General features: G+C 72.4%; 2 protein-coding genes and 1 pseudogene. 1 reads left to right on the forward strand and 2 read right to left on the reverse strand.

The features are described from left to right. Positions 1 to 40: 40 nt before the first annotated feature. Together FNQ90_RS19505 and FNQ90_RS19510 are read right to left on the reverse strand one after the other, a co-directional pair. The gene (locus FNQ90_RS19505; protein WP_228454659.1) at positions 41 to 991 is read right to left on the reverse strand and encodes an NAD(P)H-dependent glycerol-3-phosphate dehydrogenase; all 951 of its coding nucleotides are present in this window, start codon (positions 989 to 991) and stop codon (positions 41 to 43) included. A 47-nt stretch (positions 992 to 1,038) separates the two neighbouring features. Beyond that, on the reverse strand, positions 1,039 to 1,821 hold the full coding sequence (locus tag FNQ90_RS19510) for a lysophospholipid acyltransferase family protein (protein WP_182607554.1): 783 nt from the start codon (positions 1,819 to 1,821) through the stop codon (positions 1,039 to 1,041). Positions 1,822 to 2,169: 348 nt separating this feature from the next. On the opposite strand from FNQ90_RS19510, the pseudogene FNQ90_RS19515 reads away from it, so the two are divergent. After that, positions 2,170 to 2,509: pseudogene (locus FNQ90_RS19515) on the forward strand (hypothetical protein); the annotation flags it as partial.

Below are 2,509 nucleotides of genomic sequence, written 5' to 3' on the forward strand. Positions count from 1 at the left end.
ACCCCCGCCCCCGGCGGCCGCGGGTCGGCCCGCGTCCCGGTCAGCGCCGCTCGGCCTTGGCGCTGCGGGACATCAGCCCCTTCAGCTCGTCACGGGGCGAGGTGCCCTCGTGGACGATGCGGACCACCGTCTCGGTGATCGGCATCTCCACCCCGTGGCGCCGCGCCAACAGCAGTACCGAGCGGCAGGACTTCACTCCCTCCGCCGTCTGGCGGGTGACCGCGATGGTCTCCTCCACCGTCATGCCGCGCCCGAGGTTGTGGCCGAAGGTGTGGTTGCGGGACAGCGGGGAGGAGCAGGTGGCGACGAGGTCGCCCAGGCCCGCGAGGCCGGCGAAGGTGGCGGGGTCGGCTCCCATGGCCAGACCCAGTCGGCTGGTCTCCGCGAGGCCCCGGGTGATCAACGACGCCTTGGTGTTGTCGCCCAGCCCCATGCCGTCGGCGATGCCCACCGCCAGGCCGATCACGTTCTTGACCGCGCCCCCCAGTTCACAGCCGACCACGTCGGTGTTGGTGTAGGGGCGGAACCGGTCGGTGTGACAGGCCCGCTGGATGCGGCGGGCGATCTCCTCGTCCCGACAGGCGACCACGGACGCGGCGGGCTGCCGCTCGGCGATCTCCCGGGCGAGGTTGGGGCCGCTGAGGACGGCGATGCGGTCCTCGGTCACACCGGTGGTCTCGGCGATGACCTCGCTCATCCGCTTGGCGCTGCCCAGCTCGATGCCCTTCATCAGGGAGATCGGCACGGTGTCGCGGGGCAGGAGGGGGGCCCATTCGGTGAGGTTGCCGCGCAGCGTCTGGGCCGGCACGGAGAGGACGGTGAACTCCGCGTCCCGCGCCGCCTCGGCGGGGTCCGTGGTCGCCCGCACGGTCTCCGGCAACCGGATGCCGGGCAGGTATTCGGGGTTGACGCGCTCGGTGTTGACCGCCTCGGCGATCTCGGGCCGGCGGGCCCACAGGGTGACCCGGCAACCCGCGTCGGCGAGCACCATGGCGAAGGCGGTGCCCCAGGATCCGGTTCCGTAGACGGCGACGGAGGTCACTCGGTCGTCTCCTCGATGGTGGCGCCCGCGGTGGCCGGGCCCGTTCCGGCGCCGGCGCGGCCGGCGCGATCGCGCTTGTGGATCCAACGGTTTCGCGGGGGTGCCTCGTTGCGGATTTCCGCGAGTTGGGCGGTCACGGCGTCCATGATGCGGTCGGTGGCCCGGCGGAGCAATTCGTTGTCGATCTCACGATCGTGGAACTCGGAGAGGTCCACCGGGGGGCCGGCGACCACGGTCAGCCGACGGCGCGGCAGCAGTCGGATGCGGCGTCCGCCGGCGTAGGGGGGCAACACCTCGTTGGCGCCCCACTGCGCGACGGGGATGACGGGCGCGCGGGTCTCCAGGGCGACCCGCGCCACCCCGGTCTTGCCCTGCATGGGCCACAGGTGGGGATCGCGGGTGAGGGTTCCCTCCGGGTAGAAGGCCACGCACTCCCCCCGACGAACGGCTTCCACCGCGGCCCGGAAGGCACCGGCCGCGTCGGAGGTCTCGCGGTAGACGGGGATCTGACCGGTGCCGCGCATGAAGGACCCGACCATGCCCCGACCGCGGAAAAGCCCGTCCTTGGCCAGGAAACGGGGCACTCTTCCGGTGTTGTACTGGAAATGCGCGTAGGAAAGGGGGTCGAGATGCGAGTTGTGGTTGACCGCGGTGATGAAACCGCCGGTGGTGGGAATGTTCTCCTTCCCGCGCCAATCGCGGGAGAAGAGCAGCACCATCGTCGGTTTCACCAGGAATGCGGCAAAGCGATACCAGAAGCCGATTCTGCGGCGGGACACTCGGACACCATCTCCTCTTGCGCTCCTCGTGGGCCCTGTACGCCTCGTATGCCCGGGCGGATTCGGTAGCCTCGACGGGCCGCCGTGCGGAGGGCACCGGCCACGGCGGTCACGCGCCCCGTCCGGCCCGGCGCCGGTGGCGCGAACGGCCGGACAAGTCTGACCCCGGGCCGGTGACCTGTCCAGCAGATCGTCTCATTGGTCCGGTCGGGGTCAACGGCAGGGGTGGCGCGCGTCCGGGAGTCGCGCGGCGGAGCGAACGGAAGCGGGATGAACGGCCGGACTGGAACGGTCCCGACGCGGGACGACCGGGTCGCGGATGCGCCGACCCCGGCTCCGTGGGTCGCGGTGATCCCCCTCAAGGCCGGAACGGGGGCCAAGTCCCGGTTGGGCGCGGCGCTCGGGGAGCGGGCCCGGGCGTCACTCGCCCCGGCTCTGGTCCGGGACACCGTGAGGGCCGCCCTGGGGTGTCGTGTGGTGCGGGAGGTCTTCCTCGTCACGGACCTCACGGACCCCGGGGCTCTCACGGGCCTCGCCGGTCTCACCGTCCCCGGGGACCACGGAGCACCCGGAGCGCCCGGAGACGAGGTGTCACCGGCGGGCGGGCCGGGGGTGCGGATGGTTCCCGAGGTGCCGAACGGCGGGCTGAACGCCGCGGTGGAACAAGGGGTGCGGGCGGCCCGGGCGG

This window comes from Streptomyces alkaliphilus (genome assembly GCF_014141535.1).
GTDB lineage: Bacteria > Actinomycetota > Actinomycetes > Streptomycetales > Streptomycetaceae > Streptomyces > Streptomyces alkaliphilus.